This window comes from Kosakonia arachidis (assembly GCF_900116535.1).
In the GTDB taxonomy this organism is placed as follows: domain Bacteria; phylum Pseudomonadota; class Gammaproteobacteria; order Enterobacterales; family Enterobacteriaceae; genus Kosakonia; species Kosakonia arachidis.
The window spans coordinates 109,649-135,450 of sequence record NZ_FPAU01000002.1 but is presented as its reverse complement, the minus strand read 5'-3'; the positions used below and the strand labels follow the sequence as shown (position 1 = coordinate 135,450).

Annotated in this window: 23 protein-coding genes; 12 read left to right on the top strand and 11 right to left on the bottom strand. The window is 55.1% G+C overall.

What is annotated here, in order from left to right; genetic code table 11:
* The first annotated feature begins 63 nt into the window (after positions 1-63).
* Positions 64-828, top strand: coding sequence for an isocitrate lyase/PEP mutase family protein (locus BM427_RS08745; RefSeq protein WP_090120920.1), 765 nt, complete (start codon positions 64-66; stop codon positions 826-828).
* Positions 821-1,882: a bifunctional transcriptional activator/DNA repair enzyme AdaA gene (locus BM427_RS08740; protein ID WP_090121714.1), complete on the top strand. Its 1,062-nt coding sequence runs from the start codon at positions 821-823 to the stop codon at positions 1,880-1,882. The genes BM427_RS08745 and BM427_RS08740 overlap by 8 nt, the downstream gene beginning before the upstream one ends.
* A 207-nt stretch (positions 1,883-2,089) precedes the next feature.
* On the opposite strand, the gene BM427_RS08735 is transcribed toward BM427_RS08740, so the two are convergent.
* Both BM427_RS08735 and ascF read right to left on the bottom strand, forming a co-directional pair.
* Complete coding sequence (locus BM427_RS08735) at positions 2,090-3,514, bottom strand: 6-phospho-beta-glucosidase (protein ID WP_074773435.1); 1,425 nt, start codon at positions 3,512-3,514, stop codon at positions 2,090-2,092.
* Between the two features lie 21 nt (positions 3,515-3,535).
* Positions 3,536-4,978, bottom strand: a complete 1,443-nt coding sequence (ascF, locus tag BM427_RS08730; RefSeq protein ID WP_090120918.1) for a PTS cellobiose/arbutin/salicin transporter subunit IIBC — start codon at positions 4,976-4,978, stop codon at positions 3,536-3,538.
* 261 nt (positions 4,979-5,239) lie between these two features.
* Between ascF and BM427_RS08725 the strand changes: the two genes are divergently transcribed.
* From BM427_RS08725 to hypF, 4 genes are all read left to right on the top strand, one after another.
* A complete protein-coding gene (locus tag BM427_RS08725) occupies positions 5,240-6,253 on the top strand; it encodes a LacI family DNA-binding transcriptional regulator (RefSeq protein WP_090120917.1) in 1,014 nt (337 codons plus the stop codon).
* 144 nt (positions 6,254-6,397) lie between these two features.
* Positions 6,398-6,943, top strand: coding sequence for an electron transport protein HydN (gene hydN, locus BM427_RS08720; RefSeq protein ID WP_074773443.1), 546 nt, complete (start codon positions 6,398-6,400; stop codon positions 6,941-6,943).
* Positions 6,944-6,979: 36 nt separating this feature from the next.
* Entirely contained in the window at positions 6,980-9,130 is a 2,151-nt protein-coding gene (gene fdhF / locus BM427_RS08715) for a formate dehydrogenase subunit alpha (protein ID WP_090120916.1), read from the top strand.
* 4 nt (positions 9,131-9,134) lie between these two features.
* Positions 9,135-11,372, top strand: coding sequence for a carbamoyltransferase HypF (gene hypF / locus BM427_RS08710; protein ID WP_090120914.1), 2,238 nt, complete (start codon positions 9,135-9,137; stop codon positions 11,370-11,372).
* Here hypF and norW read toward each other — a convergent pair.
* Complete coding sequence (norW, locus tag BM427_RS08705) at positions 11,353-12,486, bottom strand: NADH:flavorubredoxin reductase NorW (RefSeq protein ID WP_090120913.1); 1,134 nt, start codon at positions 12,484-12,486, stop codon at positions 11,353-11,355. The two genes, hypF and norW, sit on opposite strands and share 20 nt — an antisense overlap.
* Positions 12,483-13,934 (bottom strand): anaerobic nitric oxide reductase flavorubredoxin, encoded by a 1,452-nt coding sequence (gene norV / locus BM427_RS08700; protein ID WP_090120912.1) that lies wholly within the window; start codon positions 13,932-13,934, stop codon positions 12,483-12,485. Before norV ends, norW begins: the two co-directional genes overlap by 4 nt.
* A 180-nt stretch (positions 13,935-14,114) precedes the next feature.
* On the opposite strand from norV, the gene norR reads away from it, so the two are divergent.
* Positions 14,115-15,629, top strand: coding sequence for a nitric oxide reductase transcriptional regulator NorR (norR, locus tag BM427_RS08695; protein ID WP_090120910.1), 1,515 nt, complete (start codon positions 14,115-14,117; stop codon positions 15,627-15,629).
* On the opposite strand, the gene gutQ is transcribed toward norR, so the two are convergent.
* The 7 genes from gutQ to srlA form a co-directional block, all read right to left on the bottom strand.
* The gene (gene gutQ / locus BM427_RS08690) at positions 15,626-16,591 is read right to left on the bottom strand and encodes an arabinose-5-phosphate isomerase GutQ (RefSeq protein WP_090120909.1); all 966 of its coding nucleotides are present in this window, start codon (positions 16,589-16,591) and stop codon (positions 15,626-15,628) included. The genes norR and gutQ overlap by 4 nt on opposite strands.
* Positions 16,584-17,357 (bottom strand): glucitol operon DNA-binding transcriptional repressor SrlR, encoded by a 774-nt coding sequence (gene srlR / locus BM427_RS08685; protein WP_090120908.1) that lies wholly within the window; start codon positions 17,355-17,357, stop codon positions 16,584-16,586. Before srlR ends, gutQ begins: the two co-directional genes overlap by 8 nt.
* Before the next feature lie 70 nt (positions 17,358-17,427).
* A complete protein-coding gene (gene gutM / locus BM427_RS08680) occupies positions 17,428-17,784 on the bottom strand; it encodes a transcriptional regulator GutM (RefSeq protein WP_090120906.1) in 357 nt (118 codons plus the stop codon).
* Between the two features lie 136 nt (positions 17,785-17,920).
* Positions 17,921-18,700, bottom strand: a complete 780-nt coding sequence (gene srlD, locus BM427_RS08675; RefSeq protein WP_090120905.1) for a sorbitol-6-phosphate dehydrogenase — start codon at positions 18,698-18,700, stop codon at positions 17,921-17,923.
* 17 nt (positions 18,701-18,717) lie between these two features.
* Positions 18,718-19,080: a PTS glucitol/sorbitol transporter subunit IIA gene (gene srlB / locus BM427_RS08670; RefSeq protein WP_090120904.1), complete on the bottom strand. Its 363-nt coding sequence runs from the start codon at positions 19,078-19,080 to the stop codon at positions 18,718-18,720.
* 9 nt (positions 19,081-19,089) lie between these two features.
* Positions 19,090-20,049, bottom strand: coding sequence for a PTS glucitol/sorbitol transporter subunit IIB (gene srlE, locus BM427_RS08665; protein ID WP_090120902.1), 960 nt, complete (start codon positions 20,047-20,049; stop codon positions 19,090-19,092).
* Positions 20,046-20,606: a PTS glucitol/sorbitol transporter subunit IIC gene (srlA, locus tag BM427_RS08660; protein ID WP_090120901.1), complete on the bottom strand. Its 561-nt coding sequence runs from the start codon at positions 20,604-20,606 to the stop codon at positions 20,046-20,048. The genes srlE and srlA overlap by 4 nt, the downstream gene beginning before the upstream one ends.
* A 274-nt stretch (positions 20,607-20,880) precedes the next feature.
* Here srlA and mltB point away from each other — a divergent pair, with 274 nt between their 5' ends.
* The 5 genes from mltB to BM427_RS08635 all read left to right on the top strand — a co-directional run bounded on the left by mltB (position 20,881) and on the right by BM427_RS08635 (position 25,791).
* Complete coding sequence (gene mltB, locus BM427_RS08655; RefSeq protein ID WP_090120900.1) at positions 20,881-21,963, top strand: lytic murein transglycosylase B; 1,083 nt, start codon at positions 20,881-20,883, stop codon at positions 21,961-21,963.
* Between the two features lie 335 nt (positions 21,964-22,298).
* The gene (locus tag BM427_RS08650; RefSeq protein ID WP_090120898.1) at positions 22,299-23,852 is read left to right on the top strand and encodes a BglG family transcription antiterminator; all 1,554 of its coding nucleotides are present in this window, start codon (positions 22,299-22,301) and stop codon (positions 23,850-23,852) included.
* Between the two features lie 25 nt (positions 23,853-23,877).
* Entirely contained in the window at positions 23,878-24,348 is a 471-nt protein-coding gene (locus BM427_RS08645; protein WP_090120897.1) for a PTS sugar transporter subunit IIA, read from the top strand.
* A gap of 18 nt (positions 24,349-24,366) precedes the next feature.
* On the top strand, positions 24,367-24,681 hold the full coding sequence (locus BM427_RS08640) for a PTS fructose transporter subunit IIB (protein WP_039080096.1): 315 nt from the start codon (positions 24,367-24,369) through the stop codon (positions 24,679-24,681).
* An 18-nt stretch (positions 24,682-24,699) separates the two neighbouring features.
* The gene (locus tag BM427_RS08635) at positions 24,700-25,791 is read left to right on the top strand and encodes a PTS fructose transporter subunit IIC (protein ID WP_090120895.1); all 1,092 of its coding nucleotides are present in this window, start codon (positions 24,700-24,702) and stop codon (positions 25,789-25,791) included.
* Positions 25,792-25,802: the final 11 nt, after the last annotated feature.

Sequence of the window (25,802 nt, the reverse complement as noted above, 5' to 3'; positions counted from 1 at the left end):
TTTCGGTTGTGAGGGAGAGGCGGCAAACGCCACACTCATCGTACAACACAACCGGAGACGACCATGGATTTCACCACACTTCATCATCAATCCACCCCGCTATTACTGGGCAATGTCTGGGATGCTGCCAGTTCGCGGGCAGCGCAGCAAGCCGGATATCAAGCACTTGGCACCTCCAGCGCCGCGATTGCGGCTATGCTCGGCTATGACGATGGCGAGCAGATGACCTTTGCCGAACTGCTGTTCGTGGTTAAGCGCATTCGCGCCGCTTGCGATCTGCCGCTCAGCGTCGATATGGAAGCGGGATACGGTGAAACAGCGCAGCAGATTACCGAGAACCTTCAGCAACTGGCGCAGCTTGGTGTCGTTGGTGTCAATCTGGAAGACAGTCGCGTGGTGAAAGGGGAACGGCAATTACTGGATGCCCGGCTATTTGCTGAACGGCTGAGGGCTATCCGTGCCAATGTTCCCGACGCGTTGTTTCTGAATATCCGCACCGATACGTTCTTACTGAAAGTGGAAAACGCGCTGGCGGAAACGCTGTATCGCGGGCAGTTATACGCCGAACAGGGGGCGAAGGGGCTGTTTGTGCCCTGCGTGGTGAGTAGCGCGGATATTGCGGCTATCGCCAGGCACGTTCCGTTACCTCTTAATGTCATGTGTATGCCGGAACTTGCGGCGTTTGCCGATCTGGCGCAACTGGGCGTGCGACGCATTTCGATGGGCAATGTTATCCATGCTGCATTACAAACCCGGCTAAACCATTTACTGTTGGCTGTGCAGACGCAACAATCTTTTGGAGGTGTTTTCCGTGTCGAACGTGACTGACAATGCCCAATGCGACATCTGGTATCAGGCGCTGCTCGATCGTGATTCCGGTTACACCGGCCTGTTTTATGTCGGCGTAAAAACCACGGGCGTGTTTTGTATTTCTGTCTGCCGGGCGCGCAAACCGAAACGGGAAAATGTGGCGTTTTACCGCGACTTCAAATCGGCGCTGGATGCCGGTTTTCGCCCCTGTAAAGTTTGTCGTCCCACGGAAAATGCCTGTTCTGCTCCTGATTTTATCGAACAAGCGGTCTCATTGGTTCGCGGCAATCTGAAAACGCGCATCAGCGACATGCAACTGCGTGAGCGTAATATCAGTCCGGAGCGCGTGCGGCGCTGGTTTTTGCAACATCACGGCATCACCTTTCAGGCTTTTCAGCGCATGCTGCGGGTGAATGTGGCATTACAGGGGTTAAAAGGCGGACGCAGCGCCACCGATGTCGCGTTCGACAGCGGTTATGAGTCATTAAGCGGCTTTGGCTATACCTGTAAAAAACTGACTGGCGCCTCGCCGAGCGCCGGACAGCAAGTGATTATGATCCACCGTTTCACCACGCCGATAGGCCCAATGTTTGTCTGTGCCACCGGGCGTGGCGTCTGCCTGCTGGAGTTTGTCGATCGGCGCATGCTCGAGACCGAATTCCGCGATTTACAGCGTTTGCTGAAAGCGCGGATTATCACCGGCGAAAATGCGCATACGCGGCAGGCGGAAAAAGAGATCAGCGAATACTTTGCCGGGCAGCGTCGGCAGTTTTCGTTGGCGCTGGATCTGCCGGGCACTGATTTTCAACGGCATGTCTGGCAAGGTTTGCAGGCTGTACCCTATGGTGAGACCACGTATTACCAGGCGCTGGCGGAACAAATCGATAGACCGGGTGCGTTACGTGCCGTCGCGGCGGCCAATGGTGCGAACCGGGTAGCGATCGTGATCCCTTGTCACCGGGTCATTGGTAAGGATGGTTCAATGACGGGCTACGGCGGCGGCATTGCGCGAAAAGCGTGGCTGATCGCCCATGAGACGTCATCGCAGGGATATGAGGAAGTTCAGCCATGAGAGAGCTTTTGGTAACGCCAGGCTTGCAGCGCGGGGATTGAGAAGGGGGGCGCGGCAGCCCCCCGTTCATGTGCGTGTCCGCCAAATGTCTGGTGAACGGAACCCTTCAACATACGCCAGACCGGCGGTTTTGCCGGATGGCGGCTACGCCGCCTTATACTGGCCTATAAAACGTTACCCCACGTGGGCCTGGTCAGTGCCATACCTTTAATCAAGATCTTCGCCGTTGCTGGCGATCACTTTTTTATACCACCAGAACGATTTTTTCCGGCTGCGCGCCAGCGTGCCGTTGCCTGTATCGTCACGATCGACATAGACAAAACCGTAGCGCTTGCTCATCTCACCGGTGGACGCCGCCACCAGATCGATACAACCCCAGGTGGTGTAACCGATAACCGGAATGCCGTCTTCAATGGCGTCGCCCATGGCGCGGATATGCTCGCGAAGATAGCTGATGCGGTAATCGTCGGCGATTTCGCCATCGGCATTGAACTCATCTTTCGCGCCGAGGCCGTTTTCTACCAGGAACAGGGGCTTCTGGTAACGGTCGTACATCATGTTCATGGTGATACGCAGACCCAGCGGGTCGATGCCCCAGCCCCATTCGCTCACTTCAATATGCGGGTTACGCAGGGATTTCACGATATTGGCGGCGCTGGTGTTGTTAGCGTTCATATCCGCCGAAGCGCAGCGTGAGGCGTAGTAGCTGAAGGAGACAAAATCGACAGTATTCTTCAGGATTTCGTCATCGCCTGCTTCTTTGACAATGCTGACGCCTTTTTCGCGGAACACGCGCGCAGAGTAGGCTGGGTAGCTGCCGCGCGCCTGTACATCAATAAAAAACAGGTTTTCGCGATCTTTTTCCAGCGCGGTCCATACATCGGCCGGTTTGCAGGAGTAGGGGTAGAAATTACCGCCTGCCAGCATGCAGCCTACCTGGTTTTGCGGATTCACTTCATGAGCAATTTTGGTCGCCAGCGCACTGGCAATCAGCTCATGATGCGCGGCCTGGTACTTCACTTGATCCTGATTTTCACCCTCTTCGAACACCAGACCCGCGCCGGAGAACGGGCTATGCAGCATAATGTTGATTTCGTTGAAGGTCAGCCAGTATTTCACCAGTCCATCGAACGCCTCAAAGCAGGTGCGCGCGTAGCGGGTGAAAAACTCCACCATTTTACGGTTGCGCCAGGAGCCGTACTCAATCACCAGATGCATCGGTACATCAAAGTGGCAAAGCGTCACCAGCGGCTCGATATTGTACTTCTTGCACTCTTCAAATACCGCGCGATAGAAGGCGATACCTTCCGGGTTCGGCGTCAGCTCATCGCCTTTTGGGTATAAACGACTCCATGCGATAGAGGTGCGGAATACCGTAAAGCCCATTTCTGCCATCAGCGCGATATCTTCTTTATAACGATGGTAAAAATCGATCGCCTGATGGCTCGGGTAATACTCATCGTCACGCAGTTGAAAGCGCTTTTCCTGGCCCAGTTTCACTGGCAGGCGGTTGACGCCGTGCGGGATCATATCGACGGTGGTTAGCCCCTTACCGCCCTCCAGATAACCCCCTTCCGACTGGTTAGCGGCAAGTGCGCCGCCCCATAAAAATCCTTGCGGAAATACTGACATGCGTAACCTCTTTTTCGTTAATCAGGCGCGTGCTTCTTCAACATTGACCGGCTGTGCTGCCTGCGGTTTGCTTGCGGTTTCCACTGGAATATCTTCAAATCCCAACAGTAAAGTCAGTACAAACGACAGCACTACGGCCAGCGCCATCACACCAAATACCCAGACGATGGACATCGGATTGGCCGGGTCGAAGAACTGCACGCTGGTAAATAAGCCCGGCGCGGCCATCGAGTGGCTGGCCAGCCCGGCAATGCCAGCGACCGCGCCGCAGACAAAACCACTAATCAGGCTGGCGATCAGCGGACGTTTAAGGCGAAGGGCCACACCGTACAGCGCCGGTTCGGAAATCCCCGCCAGAATGGCGGAAGCTGCTGCCGCCATTGCCGTCTGGCGCAGTTCCGGGTTTTTCGTTTTCCACGCCACGGCGAGTGAAGAGCCGCCAAGCGACAGGTTCGCGCCAATTTCAGACGGCATCACCATGCCCTCTTTGCCGGTTTCGGCAATGGTCTGAATGATGGTCGGCGTAAAGACGCGGTGCATCCCGGTCATGACCAGCAGCGGCCACAGTGCGCCCATGATGGCGACGGAGAGCCAGCCCAGGTAACCGTGAATGGTATACACCAGCGAAGAGATAGCACTACCGATCCAGATGCCCAGCGGACCAATCAGCACAATCGCCAGCGGCGCGGCAATCAGTACAATCAGCATCGGTTTAAGGAAGTTTTTCGTTACCGCCGGGGTGATGCGATCAACCCAGCGCTCGATATACGACAGGCACCAGGTCATCACCAGCGCCGGGATCACCGTGTAGGTGTATTTCACTGCCGTTACCGGTACCAGTGCGAATTCAACGTGATCGCCCTGTGCGGCTTTCGCCATCAGCTCAATAAAGCTCGGATGCACCAGCACGCCCGCAATGGCAATTGCCAGCGACATATTCGTTTTGAATTTCACTGCTGCCGAGGCCGCAACCATCAGCGGCAGGAAGAAAAAGGCGCCGTCGCCGATCACCGTCAAAATGGTCAGCGTGGAGGAGCCTTTCGGCAACGCACCGGTCATCTCCAGCACCATGGCCAGCAGTTTCACCATTGAGCCGCCGATGATCGCCGGGATCAGTGGCGACATGGTACCGATCAGCGCATCGAGAATGCCCGCGCCAATCCGCTTCAGCGTCAGTTTTTGCTTGTTGGGCTCTTCAACTGGCTGCATGTTTTGCGGCAGCAGGTTGACCACTTCGCGGAAGGCCTGGGAGACAGTATTACCGATAATCACCTGGCACTGTTTGTCGTTACGCACCACGCCCATGACACCACTGATGTTTTTCAGCGTTGGGCTGTCGATGTGCGTCTCATCTTTCACCACAAAGCGCAGGCGCGTCATGCAGTGCGTGACGGCCGCGATATTTTCCGCGCCGCCCAGCGCCTCGACCACCGAGTGGGCCAGCGCCGCATAATTCTTAGCCATGGAGTTATTATCCTGTTTTATTAATAAGGTACTGGCTCACAGCCACCACTGCGGCGGTGAAACCTGAAATAGGTAACCGGTTCCACAAAATCATGAATAGTTTATTTGTGGTAAACAAGTGCTAAAAAATGCCAAATTTTGAAATCGTGACAACGATCACTTAGAAAGGGCAGGCTGTGAAAGCGTTGTGTGGTGTAAAGAGTTCCATTAAACGCAACGCCTGAAGTACACTTCGGCTCATCATATTTTCAGGGGGAAAAGATGGCGACAATGCTGGAAGTGGCGAAGCGGGCAGGCGTGTCGAAAGCGACGGTTTCCCGTGTCCTGACGGGCAAAGGATATGTTAGCGAAGAGACGAAAGACCGCGTATTTCAGGCCATTGCCGAGAGCGGCTATCGCCCGAATTTACTGGCCCGTAGCCTGGCGAGCAGTAAAACCCAGACGCTGGGGTTGGTGGTAACCAATACCCTTTACCACGGCGTCTATTTTAGCGAATTGCTGTTCCACGCCGCCCGGATGACCGAAGACAAAGGCCGCCAGTTATTGCTGGCCGACGGAAAGCACAGCGCGGAAGAGGAGCGCCAGGCGATTCAATATCTGCTCGATTTACGCTGTGATGCGATCATTATTTATCCGCGTTTTTTGAGCGTCGATGAAATGGATAACATTATCGACAGTCATTCGCAGCCAATAATGGTGCTTAACCGCCGTTTACGTAAAAACAGCAGCCACTGCGTTTATTCCGATCAAAAAGCCTCAAGTTTTAACGCGGTGTCGCAATTAATTTCTCGTGGTCATCGTGATATTGCTTTTATTACCGGTTCGCTCGATTCTCCTACTGGTATTGAACGTTTATCCGGTTATAAAGATGCGCTGACACAGCAGGGTATTGCGCTGCGTAATGAATTGATTGTTGAAGGGAAATGGACGCCCGTTAGCGGCGCGCAGGGGGTACAGACACTCTTATCCCGGAACGTTGAATTCAGTGCGCTGGTGGCCAGTAATGACGACATGGCGATTGGCGCAATTAAACAGTTACATGACAGTAAAATAAGTGTGCCGCAGCAGGTTTCGGTGATTGGCTTTGATGATATTGCGATGGCGCCATTTACCGTTCCGGCGCTTACCAGTGTAAAAATACCGGTCACCGAAATGATCAAAGAGACGATTAACCGCTTAATTTTTATGCTTGATGGTGGCGACTTTACTTCTCAGCAAACCTTTCCCGGTGAATTAATGTTACGTGACTCACTGATTTCCGGCCCGCACCCCTGACCTCGACATCTGTCATCGACAGAAGTGTCGATGACAGCCATTCTGAACGAACGCTTCTTTATATTTCCTTAAATAACAGAAAGTTAAGAATTGGCACGTTTTATGAATATTCCGGCGGGATAAAGCACATTGCCGGAGAAGATAATGAACCGATTTATCATGGCGGACGCTGCAAAATGCATTGGCTGCCGCACCTGTGAGGTCGCCTGTGTGGTGTCTCATCAGGAAAACCAGGACTGCGCAGCGCTGACTCCTGAGAGCTTTTTACCGCGTATCCATGTCGTCAAAGGTGTGAATGTCTCGACCGCGACACTCTGTCGTCAGTGCGAAGACGCGCCGTGCGCCAATGTCTGTCCGAACGGTGCCATTAGCCGTGACGAAGGGTTCGTGCATGTGATGCAGGAACGCTGCATTGGCTGCAAAACCTGTGTCGTGGCCTGCCCGTACGGCGCGATGGAAGTGGTTGTGCGTCCGGTGATTCGCCATAGCGGCGCAGGGCTGAATGTTCGCGCAGAAAAAGCTGAAGCCAACAAATGCGATTTGTGCCACCACAGCGAAAGCGGCCCGGCCTGTATACAGGCGTGTCCGACGAAAGCGCTGGTCTGTGTCGATCGCAATTTACTGGAACAAATGAGCGCGGAGAAACGTCGTCGCGCCGCGCTGGACAGCGCTGTTTCTCTGGTGTTCTAACCAATCTGACTTTCACTTTTAACAGGTCTGTTACTGATGAAAAAAATCACAAGTGTATGCCCATACTGCGGCGCGGGCTGCAAACTGAAACTGGTTGTCGACGACGGAAAAATCGTTCGCGCAGAAGCCGCCAACGGTCACACCAACCAGAATGAACTCTGCCTGAAAGGCTACTACGGCTGGGATTTTCTTAACGACACCAAACTGCTGACGCCGCGTCTTACTCAGCCGATGATCCGTTACGAAAAAGGCGGCAAATTGACCCCCGTCAGCTGGGATGAAGCGATCCGTTATACCGCGAAGCGCCTCAGCGAAATCAAAGCTAAATATGGTCCGCGTGCCATTATGACCACCGGTTCATCTCGCGGTACGGGTAATGAAACCAACTACGTAATGCAGAAATTTGCTCGTGGCGTGATCAACACCAATAACGTCGACTGTTGCGCCCGCGTTTGCCACGGCCCGTCGGTGGCGGGTTTGCAGGAAACCCTTGGCAACGGTGCGATGAGTAACTCTATCGGCGATATCGAAAACTCCAGTTGCCTGCTGGTATTTGGCTATAACTGTGCCGACTCGCACCCGATCGTTGCGCGACGGGTGATCAAAGCTAAACAGAAAGGGGCCAAAATTATTGTGTGCGATCCGCGCCGCATTGAGACCGCGCGTATCGCCGATCAGCATCTGCAGCTCAAAAACGGTTGCAATATGGCGCTGGTCAACGCTTTCGGCTATGTGCTGCTGGAAGAAGATCTGTACGACAAAGATTATGTCGCCAGCTTTACCACCGGGCTGGATGCTTATCGTGAAATGGTTAAAGACTATGCGCCGGAAGCGGTGGAACATCTGACCGGCGTGCCGGCGAAACAGGTTCGCCAGGCGATGCGCACCTACGCGGCAGCGCCATCCGCCACCATTATGTGGGGTATGGGTGTGACACAGTTCGGCCAGGCAGTGGATGTGGTGAAAGGGCTCTCCAGCCTGGCGCTGTTGACCGGGAATCTTGGGCGTGAAAATGTCGGCGTCGGCCCGGTGCGCGGCCAGAATAACGTGCAGGGCGCGTGCGATATGGGCGTGATCCCCAACCAGTTCCCTGGCTATCAGGATGTGGTGAATCCGGAGGTGCGGGCAAAATTTGCCAAAGCCTGGGGCATCGATCCGGCCGTGATGGATGACAAAGTGGGCGTCCGCATTACCGAGGTGCCGCACCTGGCGCTGGAAGGCAAGGTGAAAGCCTATTACATCATGGGCGAAGATCCGTTGCAGACCGAAGCCGATTTGGGGCTGGTACGTAAAGGTTTCGAAGCGCTCGATTTTGTGGTGGTACAGGACATCTTTATGACCAAAACCGCCGAACAGGCCGATGTGCTGCTGCCCGCCACCTCCTGGGGCGAACACGGTGGCGTCTTTACCTGCGCCGATCGCGGTTTCCAGCGTTTCGAAAAAGCGATTGAACCGAAGTACAACGTCAAACGTGACTGGGAGATCATCAGCCTGATCGCCACCGAGATGGGCTACCCGATGCACTATGACAACAACCAGCAAATCTGGGACGAACTGCGCGAGTTGTGCCCGCTGTTCTACGGCGTTACCTACGAGAAAATGGGCGACATGGGACACGTCCAGTGGCCGTGCCCGACCCTCGATCATCCTGGTACACCGTACCTGTATCAGAACAATAAGTTCGATACTCCGGACGGCAAAGGCCATCTTTTCGCCGCGCCGTGGCGTGCGCCCGCAGAGCGCCCGGATGATGAATTCCCGCTTGTGCTCTGCACCGTGCGTGAAGTGGGTCACTACTCTTGCCGTTCGATGACCGGCAACTGTGCGGCGTTGCAAACCCTTGCCGATGAACCGGGCTTTGTGCAGATCAACCCGGCGGACGCCGAAGCGCTGGGTGTGAAAGACCGGCAACTGGTGTGGGTAGAATCACGCCGTGGCAAAGTCATCACCCGCGCGGATGTCAACGAACGCATCAACAACGGTAGCGTTTATATGACTTATCAGTGGTGGATTGGTGCCTGTAACGAACTGACGCAGGATAATCTGGACCCCATTTCCAAAACGCCGGAAACCAAATACTGCGCTGTTCGAGTGAGTGCGATCAACGATCAGCGCTGGGCCGAGGAGTACACTCAGAGCACTTATCAACAGATGAAGAATCGTTTGCTCAACGCGGCGATGCAGTGATGCGATGACAACCAGCAACGGTGTTTGCTTACGCGTATACGGTAAAGTTCAGGGGGTAGGTTTTCGCCCCTTTGTCTGGCAACTGGCGCAGCAGCACCGTTGCAAAGGCGATGTCTGTAATGATGCACAGGGTGTCGAAGTTCGCCTGCTCGGCGATGCCGGTGATTTCGTCACCCTGTTGCAGCAACACTGCCCGCCGCTGGCGCGCATCGATCGCGTCGTCAGTTCACCGTTCCACTGGTCATCACCGCCACAAGATTTCACCATCCGCCAGAGTGCGGGTGGTGCCATGAATACGCAAATTGTTCCCGATGCGGCGACGTGCCCCGACTGCCTTGCGGAGATGAACGATCCTCGCGAGCGCCGCTACCGTTATCCGTTTATCAACTGCACCCATTGTGGGCCACGCTTTACCATTATCAACGCCATGCCTTACGACCGGCCTTACACGGTGATGGCGGCGTTCCCGCTCTGTGCGGCCTGCGAAGCGGAGTATCGCAGCCCCTTCGATCGCCGTTTCCACGCTCAGCCTGTTGCCTGCCCGCAGTGCGGCCCGCAGCTTGAGTGGCGCAGCGATGTCTGGCAAACCACGGGCGAAGCGGCATTACAGGCCGCGATTTCACTGCTGAAAAGCGGCGGCGTGGTGGCGGTCAAAGGCGTAGGGGGTTTTCACCTTGCCTGTGATGCGCATAACAAGGCTGCGGTGCAGCACCTGCGCGCCTGTAAAAATCGCCCGTCGAAACCGCTGGCGGTGATGCTGCCGGATGCCGCAGGATTACCTGTCAATGCGCAGCGTTTACTTGCCACGCCAGCCGCGCCGATTGTGCTGGTCGCGAAATCCACCGTTGACGGTTTATGCGATGCCGTGGCACCGGGCCTCGATGAAGTGGGCGTCATGTTACCGTCCAATCCGTTGCAGCATCTGCTGGTTCAGGGTTTGCAGCGCCCGCTGGTGATGACCTCCGGTAATCTTAGTGGCAAACCGCCCGCCCTCACAAATGAACAGGCGCTGGTCGATCTGGCGGGAATTGCCGCCGGGTTTTTACTGCACAATCGCGATATTGTGCAACGTATGGATGACTCCGTGCTGCGGGCAAACGGTGAGATGCTGCGCCGCTCGCGCGGCTACGTGCCGGATGCGCTGAGCCTGCCGGAAGGGTTCAACGCCATACCGCCGCTGCTATGCCTTGGTGCGGATATGAAAAACACCTTTTGCCTGCTGCGCGGTGACGCTGCGGTGCCGGGTCAGCACTTTGGCGATCTCGCCGATGAAGGTGTGGAAACACAGTGGCGCAACGCGCTGCACCTGATGCAGACGATTTACGACTTCGCTCCGCAGCAACTGGTCATCGATGCGCATCCTGGCTATCGCACCAGCCAGTGGGCGAATTGCAGCGGATTACCACTGCAAACGGTACTGCATCACCATGCGCATGCCGCGGCGTGTCTCGGCGAGCACCGCTGGCCGATCGACGGTGGCGATGTGATTGCGCTGACGCTGGACGGTATTGGCATGGGAGAGGGCGGTGCGCTGTGGGGCGGCGAATGTTTGCGTGTCAATTACCGCGAATGCGAGCACCTTGGCGGCTTGCCGGCGGTGGCGTTACCCGGCGGCGATCTGGCCGCGCGGCAGCCGTGGCGCAACCTGCTGGCGCAGATGCTGTCGTTTGTGCCCGGCTGGCAGGATTATGCGGAAACGGCTGTTCTCCGGCAACAAAACTGGCCGCTGTTGGCGCGCGCCATTGAGCGTGGCATCAACGCGCCGAGGGCGTCTTCCTGTGGACGTTTATTTGATGCAGTGGCCTGCGCGCTGGGCTGCGCGCCGCTGCAACTGAGTTATGAAGGCGAGGCTGCCTGCCAGCTTGAAGCGTTGGCGGCGTCCGTCTCTGCGGTGGATCACCCCGTCACGCTGCCGCTACACGGAAACCAGCTTGATCTTGCCACCTTCTGGCGGCAGTGGCTGGGCTGGCAGGCATCATCCGCACAGCGAGCGTGGGCGTTTCACGATGCACTGGCGCAAGGGCTGGCAAGACTTGCCCGCGAACAGGCAGAGCGACGCGGTATTCAGACGCTGGTATTCAGCGGCGGCGTACTGCATAACCGTCTGCTGAAGGCGCGCCTGCAAACCTGGCTTGCTGATTTCACCTTGCTCTTCCCGCACCAGCTCCCGGCCGGCGATGGCGGAATTGCCTTCGGCCAGGGGCTGGTTGCTGCTGCGCGGACTATAGCGCCAGCCCTTTAAGCAGCGAGAAAGCCTCTTTCATGCGCTCTTCGCTGACCACGAAGGCGCGCAGTTTCTCATCGGCATCGAGTCCTTTTGCCACCATGCCCTGTGGATGGGTCGTAATCTGCCAGTTCAGGTCGCGGCGAGCAGTTTCTCCGGCCAGATGCAGTGGCATCAATGGCGTTTTTACCTTCACCAGCATGGCAGGCAACGCCAGTTGCACATTGTTGCCGAGCAGGTTTTTCGCAAGCGTAATGGCGCTGAGCTGGGCGGGTTGCAAGAAAGGCAGTACCCTGCCGTTGATCTCGGCACAGTCGCCGAGCGCATAGATCTGCGGGTTGCTGGTTTGCAGCGCCGTGTTCACTACGATCCCCCGGCGGGTTGCCACTCCGGCGGCTTGTGCCAGCGACACTTCCGGCGACAGGCCCGTGGCGGCAATCACCACATCCGCCTCTATGCAACGTTCGTCATCAAGCTGCACACAAACACCGTTAGCGCTGGCGGTCAGTTGTTGCAAACGGGATGAGAGCAGCAGGCGCACGCCCAGCGACGTTAGGCTGTGTTGCAGGCGACTGCTGACTTCCGGCGGCATCAATGAAGGCAGGATACTGGCGGCGTTATCCAGCAGGGTGACAGTTTTCCCGGTGCGGCGAAAATCCATTGCCAGCTCGCAGCCAATCAGCCCGGCACCAACAATCAGTACGCTGGCGGCATCGCGCAGCCTGCTTTCGCAAGCGCGATACTCTTGCAGGCTGTTGAGTGTCAGCATGTGCTCACACCCCGGAAGCGGCGGAACGAAGGCTTTTGCTCCTGTCGCCAGTACCAGTTTGTCGTACTGCCACCGTTTATCGACGCTTTGCACTACCTGCGCCTCAGCATCAATGGCGGTGATAACCGTGTGCGGGAACAAATGCAGATTAAACTGCTCGGCAAATTCGCCCGCCGGTTGGCGCAGCAAATCATCGGCGCTTTGCGATTCGCTGATGACATGGCTGAGATCCGGTTTGTTGTACTCGTCGATGCTATCGGCGGCAATCAGCGTCAGCGGCACGGCGCTGTCCAGTTTGCGGATATTTTTCACCAGCGTCCGGGCGGCGAAGCCCGAACCGATAATCACAATGCCTGTGCTCATTTTGCCTCCGTCGCCAGTTCGTCAAATACCTCTTTGCCTAAGGAACACTCCGGGCAGAGGAAGTTATCCGGTACCTCGCTCCACGGCGTACCAGGCGCAACATCCTGCATGGGCTCACCTTTTTCTGGATCGTAGATCCACTGGCAGACGCTGCACTGCATGCGCGGGCCGAGTTCCGCAGCGGCTGCGGCGGCACAGGCGCAGGCTTCCTGAGCTATTGTTGCGGCCGGTTTTATTGCTTCTGGTAAGGGTGACAGTGCCCACTGACGGGCGATATCGCGCCCGTGCTGGCGGCACACTTCAAGTGCGTCGATATCGGGCCGCCATTTGGCTTTAAGACTCATCGACATCTCAAACCCGGCATCCTGCAAGCGGGTAGAAAGGCGGTCTACCGCACCGCCGCTCCAGCCGTGGGAGCCAAATGCGCTGGCGCGTTTGTTGCGAAAACGCAGACCGGTTATCTCTTCGACCAGTCCGGCGATTTTCGGCATCATGACGTTATTCATGGTTGAGGTACCAACCAGCACACCTTTTGAGCGAAACACATTGGTCAGAATGTCGTTTTTATCGCTGCGGGCGACGTTAAAGATTTTCACCGCCACGCGCGGGTCAACTTCGTTAATGCCCTGCGCAATGGCGTCAGCCATCATGCGGGTGTTGTTGGACATGGTGTCGTAGAAAAGGGTGATACGATCTTCCTGATAATCTGCTGCCCATTTCAGGTACAGTTCGACAATTTGCGTTGGGTTATCGCGCCACACCACGCCGTGCGAGGTAGCAATCATCTCCACCGGCAGATTAAAACCGAGGATTTCGGTGATTTTCGGCGTCACCAGGCGGCTGAACGGCGTCAGGATATTCGCATAGTAGCGCTGGCACTGTTCGAACAGCTCTGCCTGATCCACTTCATCATTAAACAGGCGTTCGTCGCAGTAGTGCTGGCCGAACGCGTCATTGCTGAACAGTACGGCGTCGCTGGTCAGGTAGGTCATCATGCTGTCCGGCCAGTGCAGCATTGGCGTTTCAACAAAGATAAGTTGTTTGCCATTGCCGATATCCAGCGTGTCGCCGGTTTTAACGACGTTAAAGTTCCACTCCGGATGATGGTGATGGCCGGTGATCGAGTCGATCGCATTCGCCGTGCAGTAAATCGGGGTATTCGGGATATGCGACATCAGCTCGGTCAGTGCACCGGCATGATCTTCTTCGGCATGGTTAATCACGATGTAGTCGATACGTTGTAGATCGATTTCCGCACTCAGGTTCTGCACGAACTCGCGGCTGAATTTGTGATCAACGGTATCGATCAGCACATTTTTGCCTTCGCGGATCAGATAGCTGTTGTAGCTGCTGCCTTTCAGCGTTTTGTATTCAGTACCGTGGAAGTCGCGCACTTCCCAGTCACGTTGCCCAACCCAGTGGATGTTATTTTTTACATGAATAGCCATATCAAGAGTCCTGTACTTTATCAGTTCGATGTATGGCTATTATCAAAAGCTGTGCCAGTTTTTTAAATTATTGATTTTAAATATTTTTATTGTTTTTAGTGAAAAAAGGTATGTCATTATGACTATGATGTTTACAGTCAATATGACACTATGCATTGTCAAAAAGACAGTGAGGTAAGTATGAGTTTTTCGCTGAATGTGCTGGCGGGAATCGCCATTGAATTGCAGAGCGGTATCGGCCATGCGGATCGCTTCCAGCGGCTGATCGCCACGCTGCGCCAGGTGCTGGCGTGCGATGCCTCTGCGCTGCTGCGCTATGAGGCGCGGCAGTTTATCCCGCTGGCTATCGACGGGCTGGCACAGGATGTTCTCGGCAGGCGTTTTATGCTGGAAGGCCACCCAAGGCTGGAAGCGATCGCCCGCGCCGGTGATGTAGTGCGCTTTCCGGCCGATAGTGGTTTGCCCGATCCTTATGATGGTTTGATTCCCGGTCAGGAGAGCCTGAAAGTCCATGCCTGCGTCGGGCTGCCGCTGTTCGCCGGGCAGAACCTGATTGGTGCGCTGACGTTGGACGGCATGTCACCGGATCAATTCGACACCTTCAGCGACGAAGAACTACGGCTGATCGCGGCGCTGGCGGCGGGGGCACTCAATAACGCACTGCTGATTGAGCAACTGGAAAGCCAGAATATGCTGCTTGGCGCGCCCGCGGCGTTTGAGCCGGTGGCGCACAGCGAAATGATCGGCTTATCGCCGGGCATGGCGGCGCTAAAAAAAGAGATCGATATTGTTGCTGCGTCGGATCTTAACGTCCTGATCAGCGGCGAAACCGGCACAGGGAAAGAGCTGGTGGCAAAGGCGATTCATGAAGGTTCCGCACGGGCAGCCAGTCCGCTGGTTTATCTTAACTGCGCAGCACTGCCGGAAAGCGTGGCCGAGAGTGAACTGTTCGGCCACGTGAAAGGTGCCTTTACCGGGGCCATCAGCAATCGCAGCGGCAAGTTTGAGATGGCGGATAACGGCACGCTGTTTCTCGATGAGATTGGTGAATTGACCCTCTCATTGCAGGCCAAGCTGCTGCGGGTATTGCAGTATGGCGATCTGCAACGTGTCGGCGACGATCGCAGTCTGCGCGTGGATGTGCGCGTGCTGGCGGCGACGAACCGCGATTTGCGTGAAGAGGTACTGGCCGGGCGTTTTCGCGCCGATCTCTATCATCGTCTTAGCGTGTTTCCGTTATCGGTGCCGCCGTTGCGTGAACGTGGCGACGATGTGGTACTGCTGGCGGGTTACTTCTGCGAACAGTGCCGTCTGCGTCTGGGGCTCGGCAGAGTGGCACTCAGCCCCGGCGCGCGAGCGCATTTACTCAGCTACAGCTGGCCGGGTAATGTGCGCGAGCTGGAACATGCCATTCACCGCGCGGTGATTCTGGCGCGCGGGACGCGCAACAGCGACGATGTGGTGCTGGAGGCGCGACATTTTGCCCTCAGTGATGAACAGACGCTGATGGTACAAACTGCTTCGGCGTTGTCTGCAGGGCAGAATCTGCGCAATGCCACTGAGGATTTTCAGCGGGCGTTGATTGCCAGAACGCTGGAAGAAAGCGGGGGGAGCTGGGCGGCATGCGCCCGGGCGCTGGAACTCGACGTTGCCAACCTGCACCGGCTGGCGAAACGTCTGGGGCTTAAGCGTTAAAGAATGCCAGCCTGATAGAAATCTTGCAGGTTGATGGCACCCACCAGAATTCCTGCGTCATCGACCACCGGGGCGGCAGCGATTTTGCGTTGCATCAGGCGCTCTTTGGCATCCACTGCGCGGCTGTTGGCGTCTAAGGTGATGCCGCCGCGCGTCATCGCTTCGCTGACGGCGGTGGTTAACGCGCCGCCTGCCACCAGCCAGCGGCGCAGATCGCCGTCGGTAAAGACGCCTTTAACCTGGCGCTGCACATCGCAAACGGCAACCAGGCCTAAACCGGTGCGGCTTAGCTCCAGCATCGCCTCCATCACGCTGGTCGTTAGCTGGACCTGCGGGATCTGCTCCTCTTTGCGCATCAGATGATGCACTTTATTCAGCAGCCGCGCCCCGAGTGCGCCTGCCGGATGGGAGCGGGCAAAATCCTCTTCGTCAAAACCGCGCGCCTGCATCACCGACATCGCCAGCGCATCGCCCATCATCAGCGTCGTAACGGTACTGGAGGTCGGGGCCAGGTGCATCGGGCAGGCTTCACGTTCAACAGAGATATCCAGCACTGCATGGGCGGCCAGCGCCAGCGGTGAGCGCGATTTGCCGGTCATCGCCAGTAGGGCGACGGATTTCTCCGCCAGGCGCGGCAGGATCAGATCCAATTCTTTTGCCGAGCCGGAGTAGGAGATAAACAGCATCACGTCGCGGCTTTCAATCATACCCAAATCGCCGTGCAGCGCTTCCGCCGGATGAACGAAAAAGGCCGGGGTACCGGTGCTGGCAAAGGTGGCGGCGATTTTTTTGCCGATATGCCCCGATTTACCGATGCCGGAAACAATCACTTTCCCCTCGCACTTCAGTACTGTTTCTGCGGCACGAACGAAATCCTCACCGAGCCTCTCCGGCAGGCGGCTTGCTTCCTGAAGTTCCAGTAACAGGGTTTGACGAGCGGCATGAATTAACGACTCACTCATGACCTTCTCCTGCAATGATCACCTCGACGCCTTTGGCTTCCAGCGCTGCGCGAACGTCTGCCGGGATCCCGGCGTCGGTGATCAATTTATTCACGCTTTCCAGGCTGCACACCACGTTCGGGCTTTTGCGACCAAACTTTGATGAGTCGGCCATCAGAATCACTTCCCGCGCGGCGTTGCACATCGCTTTGCTGACGGTAAACACTTCGTTAAAGGTCGTAACGCCCGCGTTCAGATCGATGCCGTCTGTGCCCATAAACAACTTGTCGAAGCTGAAATGGTCAAAAGCGTTTTCCGCCAGTTGTCCGTGAAACGAGGCGGATTTTTTACGGAAGGTGCCGCCGGGCATCAGGATGGTCTGCTCGTTATCCAGTTCCGATAACGCATTGACGATGTGCAGGCTGTTGGTCATCACCGTGATGTTATTGAAGTGGCTGAGCAGCGGCACCATCTGCAAAACGGTGCTGCCTGCATCAAGAATGATCGAGTCGCCGTCATGAATATAGGTGACCGCTTTTTCGGCAATCAGCCCCTTTTGTACTGTATTGATCAGTGTCTTGTGATCGATAGGGGGATCGGCTTCGTCTTTATTTAGCACCACGCCGCCATAGGTGCGGATCACCGCGCCGGAATGCTCCAGCGCGACTAAATCCTTACGTATGGTCGTCCCTGTGGTGTCAAAATATGCTGCCAGCTCTTCAACAGAACACTTCCCCTGCCTTTGCAGATGTTCAAGAATAGCCGCCTGACGCTGACGTGGTTTCATTGGCGCTGATATCCTGCGTTACGTTGCGAAATGATAATTTCGCAAGCTAATAGCGTTCACAACGAAATTATCAATGTTTCATTTTAAGCGCTAATGATAGAGCATTCTGACAGGCCGGATCATGGGGAAAGATCACATCAGGCTCTAATTCCTCTCTTTTCACACCGATTAAATGGTCTATTTTTGTCGGGCGGGCGAAAACCGTAATGCCGCGCATTAGCAGGGTATCGCAAACACAGTCCTGCTTATCAAAAGCGACGGCCAGAACGACGCGGGGTTTAAAGCGCCCGCCGGAACGGCCGACGCCGACGCGTCCGCGCTGGCATAGCGCGTCGAATGCCCGATTGAACTGCCGGATTTGCCAGCCGCCAAGCGCCAGTTGACTGAGCCAGGCGATGGCGGCGACGGTGATCAGAGCTGAAACCATCTTTTTCTCCTTTGTTGCGGTCCCAGGTCAGTGCGGTTGCCAGATGGCAACGCCTTGTCCGGCCTGCGGTGCCCGCCCTCAGACAGTATGCGCAGGCCTGATAAGCAAAGCGCCATCAGGTGATGGCGCAGTACTGTCAGAACATCACCTGGCCGCCGGTCACGTTGATCGACTGTCCGGTACAGTAAGACGCTTTCGGACTGGCGTAAAACATCAGCACATTCAGCACGTCCTGGTAGTCGCAGCCGCGTTTCAGCGGCACTTTGTCAATGTAGAACTGCTCGACCTCGTCAGCCGCAATGCCCAGTTTGCTGGCGTATTGCGGGATAAGCGACTGGAACATTGGTGATTTCAACAGGTTGCCCAGCATCAGCGAATGCACCGTGATGCCATATTCCGCCAGATCCAGCGCCAGCGACTGGGTTAAGCCGACGCCGCCAAATTTTGCCGCGCTGTAGCCGGAATTGTGTTTGCTGCCCACTTTACCGGACTTTGAGTTGATCTGAATAATGCGCCCCTGAATACCGTCGCGAATCATCAATTTGGCGAATTCGCGCGCGCAGAGGAAATAGCCGACCAGGTTGACCTGTAGTGAGCGGTCAAAATCCCCGAGCGCAAAATCGCTGATGAACGCGGCCTTGGCGATGCCAGCGCTGTAAACCAGCAGATCCGCACGGCCAAAAATTTCGTCCACGCCGCGCGCCAGCGCCAGCACGCTATGCTCGCTGGTGGCATCCGCGCCAAAGCCATAGGCCATCCCTTCGCCAAACTCGCTGTTGATCTCCTGGGCGACATTCGCCGCTTTATCACTCTGAATATCCACTACCGCCACGCGGTATCCTTCTGCGGCAAGCCCACGGCACAGGAACGCCCCGAGGGTTTGTCCTCCACCAATGACGACGGCAACCTGTTTCATACTCTTCTCCTTACGACTTAAGCGACAAATTTCAAAATGCAGCCGGGGACGATAGTGTCCGGCACCGGGCCTGCGACATGTACCGTTCCGGGGTATTCCGCCTGCGTTTGCCCATCGAAACGCAGGGTGATATGGCCCAACTCGCGCAAATTCTGTTCGGCGACGCCGCCAACGGCGGTGACCGGATAATGTTGTTCGCCAAGCTCGAATTGCGCGCCGGGTAGCAGTGCGCCGTTCAGCGCACCGTGGTTATGGATAAAACAGAACTCGGCGATATCGGCGGGCGCACCTTCCCTGAAGGTAATCAGCATGTTGTCGCTGAGCGCATCCGCTGCGCTGTCACCAATGCGGGTAATGGTGGTTTGATAAATAACGCTCATGACGCCTCCTTACTGATAAATGAAACCGGAAACAAACCAGGCAATCAGCACCGTTGGCGCGCCGGTCAAAAAGCGACTGACCAGCACCGAGGGGACACCGACGCGAACCGTGTCCTGGCGGGCTTCCGCCAGCGACAAACCGACCGGGATGAAGTCGCAAGCTGCCTGTGCGTTAATGGCAAACAGCGCGGGCAGGGCGAGATGTGGTGGGATATTCCCCTGGCCAATTTGTACGCCGATCAGCACGCCAATCACCTGTGCAATCACGGCGCCAGGCCCGAGAAACGGCGACAGCAGCGGGAAAGAGCAGATCAGTGCCAGCGTCACCAGCCCCAGCGGATGGCTGGCCAGTGGTGCCAGACCGTGGGCGATTCCGTCGCCGAGACCGGAGGCGATAATGATGCCAATCAACGCCGAGACGAAAGCCATAAACGGCAGGATGGTTTTTAGCACCGTATCGATGGTGTCGCGCCCGGCCTGAAACAGCACTGCCACTGCCGACCCCATGCCCATACCGACTTTTGCCAGCAGTCCATCGCTTTGCTCGGTGATTTTTTTGCTGCTGTCATACTCCCTCCGGGTGGCAGGTTTGGCCGTGGCCGCTTCGCCTTGCAGATGAATGTTTTCCTCTTTCACACCAGAGACATAGATATCTTCGAGGATGTACTGCGCCAGCGGCCCGGATTTCCCCGTTGCGTGGATGTTCACCGTCGGGATGCGCCGTTTCGGGTAGATGCCGCAGCGCAGCGTGCCGCCGCAGTCAATCACCGCTACGCCGATTTCCGTTTCCGGCGGTTCGCCCTCTTTAAAACCATCCACAGCCTGCCAGCCGGTAAGTTGTGCCAGCTTGTCGACGATGGCCGGACGCGTTCCGGCGGTGATATAGACAATTTTCTTCTCAACGCTGGCGTCGATTTCCAGCGGGCCGCCCCAGCCGCCGGCGCCTTTTTCAATAATAATGCGGTTCATGATGTTGCTCCGGCGAGTTGGACATCCTGTTCAAGTTGAATACCCATTTTTTTCTCGAAAATGGTTGTCGTGAGATCGGTAATCCAGCCACGGAAGAAGTTGGTGACCAGGCCAACCAATAGATAGCTCACAGCCAGCGGGCCTAACGGTAATCCGAGTGTGGTCAGGCCGTTGGCGATGCCGAGATAGACAAACAGTTCGCCGGGGTTAATGTGCGGAAACAGGCCATTCATTGAGTGGCAACTGTAAGACGCCGCAGCGTAATAACTGGGTTTGTAGCGCTCCGGCATAAAGCGCCCAAGGCTTAATGTCATCGGGTTGCAGAAGACAAAAGTGCCGACGCACGGCAGCAGCAGGTAACGGGTCAGCGGATTGCCCGCGCAGCGCTGCGCGAGCTTTTCAATTCGCTGCTGACCAATAAAGTTAATCAGCGCATTCATGATCACCAGCAGGCTTATCAGCAGCGGCAGAATACCGGTCACCATGCCGGTAAAAACTTCTCCGCCTTTCTGAAACAGCCCGATGAACCATTCGGCACCATGCGTGATGGTTTCCATTGTTCTCTCCTGTAGGGTTGTCGTTTTGTTGTTTAACTGTGCGCTATCATAATCATGATGAAAGATTGAAATGTGTTATTTAGATCTCGTTATGAAAGAAAAAATGATCATTGTGAAAGATTTTGCGAAGAGGGAATGCTTTTAAATGAACACGCAATGAGAAGAGAAAAAGTGGGGTGCGATCGTGCGTACAGGCCTGATGTTGCTTCCTTGTCGGTAGCCAGATGCTTTACCATACTTGCTCCTGGCTGAATTCGTTTAAAATGGACGTCCCATGTTGAAGCGTTATTACGCAGCGTTGCTGCCTGCGTTTGTTGTGCTCTGTGCCTGTAGCAGTAAACCCCAGCTTGCCGAAACCCCTCAAACCGTATCACCTAAGCCTTCCGGCGGTTTTCTGCTGGAGCCGCAGCATTCAGTTTTAATGACTGGCGGCGACTTCGCTAATAATCCGGCTGCTGAACAATTCATCGATATGATGGTGAGCAAGCACGGTTTTGACCGCCAGCAACTGCACGAAATTCTGTCGCAGGCGAAACGTCTGGACTACGTGCTGCGCCTGATGGATAAACAGGCGCCGATATACACCGGGCCGACGGGGCCGAATGGCGCCTGGCTGCGTTACCGCAAACAATTCATTACCCCTGATAACGTGCAAAACGGCGTGGCGTTCTGGAACCAGTACGAAGATGCACTCAACCGTGCGTGGATGGTCTATGGCGTACCACCGGAAATTATCGTCGGCATTATTGGCGTGGAAACGCGCTGGGGTCGTGTGATGGGCAAAACCCGTATTCTGGATGGTCTGGCGACGCTGGCCTTTGCTTATCCGCGCCGCGCGCAGTACTTTGCCAGCGAACTGGAAACCTTCCTGCTGATGGCGCGCGATGAGAGCGATGATCCGCTTGATCTGAAAGGTTCGTTCGCCGGTGCAATGGGTTATGGCCAGTTTATGCCTTCCTCCTACAAGGAGTTTGCCGTTGATTTCAATGGTGATGGCCACATCAACCTGTGGGATCCGGTCGATGCCATCGGCAGCGTGGCGAACTACTTCAAACAGCACGGCTGGGTGAAAGGCGATCTGGTGGCTGTACCGGCCAACGGACAGGCACCGGGGCTGGAGAATGGCTTTAAAACCAACTACAGCGTTGGACAGCTGGCGGCAGCCGGTTTAACACCGCAGCAGCCGCTGGGCGATCATCAACAGGCCAGCCTGCTGCGCCTGGATATTGGTACGGGTTATGAATACTGGTACGGGTTGCCGAACTTCTACACCATCACCCGCTATAACCACAGCACTCACTACGCGATGGCGGTCTGGCAGCTCGGCCAGGCTGTAGCATTAGCGCGCGTTCGCTGAGCCTTTCCCCTTCTGCGGGCTGTCTCTTATACCCAAATCCCTGATGTGGTCGTCGGGGATTTTTTTTGAAGCTTTTCCCTATCCGTTAATCTATTTGTATATCCCTTCACTCCATATTTGCGAGCGCTATCACGTTAATTAGCGTGAAAAGTGTGATCTGCGCTGAAAATATCTCTGAGATTCCCCTTCTTGTCTTATTCTCTGTCCGGAAGGCAGGACACGATTTAGTATTGTTGTTATTTCAATGCCCTTTTATATTTATCATCACGGATTGCAAGCGGAGCTTATCTGTTTTAGAGCTTCATCATTATTTTTAATCTGTGTAAGGGTTAATAATGCAAATGATTACCTCGCGACAAAACAGATTATTGAAATTCCTTCTTCCGCGAAGGGAATTTATTACATTGTTAAAAATTGCTGAATACTTAAATGTATCTGAAAAAACCATTCAGCGGGATTTACGCATCCTCGAACCCTGGTTGGCAGAATGGAATATTGGCATCAATAAACGTGCCGGTGCCGGGGTCATGCTCTGTGCGGACAACATCACAGACCTCCTGCACTTCGATCAGTTGCTTGGCACCGAAGGCGATGAGACTGATGGCATGATGAACAATTCCCGGCGCGTGAAAATAGCGTCGCAATTATTAAGCGAAACGCCACATGAAACGTCTATCAGCAAATTATCGGAACGCTATTTTATCAGTAGTGCTTCTATTGTGAATGATCTGAAAGTCATTGAGTCCTGGATTGCCCCGTTGGGATTGGCGTTAATACGCAGCCAGAGTGGGACGCATATTGAAGGCAGCGAAAGTAGCGTGCGGCAGGCAATGGCTTCTCTGATCAATGGCGTTATTAACCATAACGAACCGGGAAGTGTGATCTATTCCCGCCTCGATCCGGGCAGTTATAACGCGCTGGTTCATTATTTTGGCGAAGAAGACGTTTTATTCGTTCAGTCATTATTACAGGAGATGGAAAACGATCTCTGCTGGTCGCTGGGCGAGCCGTATTACGTCAATATTTTTACTCATATCCTGATCATGATGTACCGCATTACGCGCGGCAATGCGCTGCCGAAAAAGGATGATAATGCCAGCGTCTTCGATGAAAACATCTTTTCCGTTGCCAGCCGCATGATTCAGCATATCGAAACCCGCATTGCCCATCCGCTGCCGGAAGACGAAGTCTGGTTTATTTATCAATACATTATCTCTTCTGGCGTGGTGATTGAAGAGCATAACGACGTCAGCGTGATTGGCCATATGCACTCCAGCGATGAAGCCCGGCTGATTACCTGGCGGCTTATCGCAACCTTCGCCGATATGGTCGACAGCGATTTTAGCCAGGACATCGCGCTGTACGACGGACTGCTGATTCACATTAAGCCGTTGATTAACCGTCTTAATTATCAGATTCGCATTCGTAACCCACTGCTGGACGATATCAAAGGCGAGTTACAGGACGTCTGGCGACTGACCCAGTGTGCGGTGAACCGGGTGTTCAGCGGCTGGGGCGAGCAGGCGGTATCGGAAGATGAAGTCGGCTATTTGACCGTGCATTTCCAGGCGGCGATGGAGCGGCAGATTGCCCGTAAGCGCGTACTGCTGGTCTGTTCGACGGGCATCGGCACGTCGCACCTGCTGAAAAGCCGCATTCTGCGTGCCTTCCCGGACTGGACTATCGTAGGCGTGGTCTCCGCAGGGAGCCTGCCGTCAATGCTGACGGAGGATATTGAACTGGTAGTCTCGACAATCAATCTTCCCGCCATTGCGCTACCGGTGGTGTATGTCACCGCCTTTTTTAATGATGCCGATATTAAGCGCGTGACGGAAACAGTTATTACGGAAAAATTGCATCGTGCGACGTCTCTGGTCGTCGAACATTAATATCTGAATCCATGAGGTATGTTTAATGGACATAACAAAAATCCTGAATACAAATCGCGTTATTTTAGATATGAAAGCTACGAATAAAACGGAGGCGATTGAGGAATTAACCGACCTTTTACAAAAAGATGGCGCTATTAGTTGCCGGGAAACGTTTATTCAGGATGTCTGGCAACGAGAATCAGAAGGGTCGACCGGATTCGAAAATCATATCGCGATACCCCATGGTAAGTCTTCTGCGGTGATTAATACCACTCTGGCGATAGGACGTACACGCCACGATATTCCCTGGGAAACTCTGGATGGCAGTAACGTGCGCTGCATTATTTTATTTGCTGTACGGCTTGAGGATCAAAACACGACGCATATCCGCCTGCTTTCTCAGGTGGCGGGGGCACTGGCGGATGAAGATATCATCGAGCAATTACTTGAAGAGAGTAGTCCACAAAAGATTATTGACTTGTTTAGTCAATATGCTGAATCCGATGTTTGCTAAATAAAAGTGGAGCATGTTATGAATATTGTTTGTGTCGCTGCCTGTACGGCGGGTATTGCACATACGTATATTGCCCGCGAGAAGTTAATTAAAGGTGCGAAAGCGCTTGGGCATAATATTAAAGTTGAAACTCAGGGCACTATCGGTACTGAAAATGAGTTACTGGCGGAAGATATTTCCGCAGCCGACGTCGTTATTCTTGCGGTCGATGTCAAAATAAAAGGAGAAGAGCGCTTCATTAATAAACGCATCGTGCGAGTTAAAACCGAAATTGTCATTAAATCACCCGTTCAGTTTCTTGAAAAGGTCGAGAAATCATTAGCTAATGCGTGATCCTTATCTGGAGGTCACATGAGTGAAAATAAAGTTCCTGTTTCGCAGGAAATAAAAAGACATCTTTTGACGGGCATCTCGTGGATGATTCCGTTAATTGTGGCAGCGGGTATTTGTATTGCCCTCGGCCAGGTACTCGGCGGCACAAACGTTGGAGAAAAAACGGGCACCATCCCCTGGATGCTCAATCAGATTGGCGGTTGGGGAATGGGGTTGATTGTCCCCTTGATCAGCGCCGCTATTGCCTACTCCATTGCTGACCGTCCCGGATTCGCACCAGGCCTGATTGTTGGCTTTGTCTGCGGGCAGATTCATACCGGGTTTATCGGCGGGATGCTGGGCGGCTTCCTGGTGGGCTACACCGTTCTGTTGCTTAAACACTATATCCGCCTGCCGAAATCGATGCAGGGTCTGATGCCCATCATGGTTCTGCCGGTGCTGAGCACCATTATCGGCGGCCTGCTGATGATGACCGTGATTGGCAAGCCCATTGCCTGGCTGCAGGAAGCGCTGATCCACATGCTGGAGTCGATGCAGGGCGGTTCCCGCTTCCTGATGGGGGCCATCCTCGGTGCAATGGCGACGTTCGACTTCGGCGGGCCGGTGAACAAAACCATGTCGCTATTTGCCGATGGCATGCTGGTCAGCGGTGTGTACGGGCCGGAAGCGGTGAAGTTTGTCGGCTCTATTATTCCGCCGTTCGGCATCACCCTCTCTTTCCTGCTGACACGCCACAAATATACCCGCGCCGAACGCGAAGCCCTTAAAGCCGCCTTCCCGATGGGGATCTGCATGATTACCGAAGGGGTTATCCCGATTGCGGCGCGTGACCTGCTGCGCGTGGTCGGCTCCTGTGTGGTGGCCTCGTCGATTGCGGGTGGCCTGATCATGGTGTGGGGCGTGGAAAGCCCGGTGCCGCACGGTGGCATGTTCGTGGTCCCGCTATTTACCCATCCGCTGCTGTTTTGCCTGGCGCTGGGGATCGGCACGGTTATCTGTGGCGTGATGCTGTCGCTGTGGAAGAAACCGGTGACCGAACGTGACGAGGAGTTTGACGAGCTCAGCGATAAGAAATTGAAAGACGAAGAGATCACTTTCACCCTGGAATAAACGGAGACCGT